Genomic DNA, 1,994 nt, shown 5'->3' with positions numbered 1-1,994 from the left:
AAAGCTATTTTTTCTTGATTTTTGCAGCAAAACCTCCTCCCGGCATGAGTGTAACCGATAATTTTTGATTTCCAGAAAGAGAGAAAATATCCCGTTTATAATCGCGGGCCGCACGATCAGCGTTAACTCCGTCGCTGAATAACTCTACTTCATAATAGCCTTTATCGAGGAAAGACAAATCGACCGTAACTTCTCGTTTTTCCCAATTGGTCAGACCTCCAACATACCATACATCATTTTTTTGGCGCGCCATAACAATGTATTTACCTATTTTTCCATCCAATGCAAAAGTTCGATCCCAAACCGTGGGTATGTCGGCAATAAAACGGGTACATTCCGGTTCCCTGAGATAATTTGATGGGCTGTCGCAAAGCATATTCAGCGGTGATTCGAATATCACGTATTCAGCCAGTTGGCGGCAACGGGTGCCCTGACTCATCGGCTCGCTGTTAATCGGGCGGTAATTTTCTTTGGTGGCGTTTCTCATGGCTCCCTGTGTATAATCCAACGGCCCCGCCAGCATCCGGATATAGGGCATAGTTACATCGTATGTTACCATATCGACCGATGAAGGTGACCATTTAAGTTGTTCCAGACCATGCACGCCTTCAAAATTGATTACGTTGGGATAGGTGCGATGCAAGCCTGTTGGCTTGTATGCGCCGTGAAAATCGATCATCAGTCCGTATTTGGCTGCCGTTTCGGCACAACGATAATAAAAATCGACCATGGCCTGATCGTCTCTGTCCATGAAATCGACTTTAAACCCTTTGACTCCCATATCGGAATAGGTCTTGAAAACGTTTTCCATATCGCGATCGACTGCCCAATAGCCTGCCCAAAGAATAATTCCCACATTTCGGGATTTTCCGTAATTTATCAATTCGCGAATATTGATTTCGGGAATCACCTGCAGCAGATCGGCCTGTTTGTTAACAGCCCATCCTTCGTCAAGAATAACGTATTCGATACCCTGTTTCGATGCAAAATCGATATAGTACTTATAGGTCGGATTATTAATGCCGGATTTGAAATCCACCCCATAGAGATTCCAATCGTTCCACCATTCCCATGCCACTTTACCGGGTTTGATCCAGGAGGTATCTTTTACCCGTGAAGATTCTGCCAACAAATATACCAGGTCGTTATCCGGCAGCTCTTTGTCGTTTGTGGAAACGGCAAAAACACGCCAAGGAAAATTACGGCTCCCTTTGCATTTCGCAATATAATTTTCTCTTTCGGTAACCAATCCCTGAAGCATGTTGTGTCCGCCCTGTTTTACGTGTTTGGGATAGGGGGCAAACACTCCCCGGAGCGATAGGTTTTCTCCTTTGTTCAGATAGAGTCCCGGATAACTTTCAAGATTAGCTTCAGTAATGCACAGCTTCTTTCCGTCGTCGAGTTCCACAACCAGGGGCAAAAACATCAACCGTTTTTTATCCAATTCGCTCAATTTTAAATGGGAATAGGTATTTTCAAACGAATTGAAAAACTGTTCTTCGAATGTTTTCGGATTTTCTTTTCTGACGTAAGGCACTATCATCGGATAATCGTGGCTGAATTGAAGATTAACTTCTTCGTTTTGAATCCAAATACTGTCTTTTTCACTAGCTGCAAACCGATAGGCCACACCTTGATCATAGGCTCTGAAAATCACGCTGTAATTTCCTTTGAAATTCAGCATCAATTCATTATATACATCGGGAATTTCCCTTTTCTTGTATAGAGTCGAACCAATAATCCGATTAATGCGTTGCGTTTTTTTGCTTTTCAACTTGGGCTTTTGACCCCACACGCTGCCATCGGAAAGTGTCATGGAAATAGGAGAGAGAGCAATTACTTCTGTTTGTTCGTGATTTACGGAAAATCGGATATTATCCGAGATTTCCACTTTTACCTGCAATTTGCCGTCGGGCGATTCCAATACATACGATTCGGCCATAAGACTTGTAGCTAAAAAGATTGAAATAATAAGCATGTGTAAAGTTTTCATA

The 1,994-nt window shown here is 42.8% G+C and carries 1 protein-coding gene; it reads right to left on the bottom strand.

Annotated features, from left to right (window positions below; genetic code table 11):
• Positions 1-4: 4 nt before the first annotated feature.
• Positions 5-1,993, bottom strand: a complete 1,989-nt coding sequence (locus OLM34_RS11365) for a glycoside hydrolase family 97 protein (protein ID WP_264407379.1) — start codon at positions 1,991-1,993, stop codon at positions 5-7.
• Between the last annotated feature and the right edge of the window lies 1 nt (position 1,994).

Origin of the sequence: Anaerorudis cellulosivorans, assembly GCF_025943985.1 — a bacterium.
In the GTDB taxonomy this organism is placed as follows: Bacteria; Bacteroidota; Bacteroidia; order Bacteroidales; family Dysgonomonadaceae; genus Anaerorudis; species Anaerorudis cellulosivorans.
This window is presented reverse-complemented; position numbering and strand designations above follow the sequence as displayed.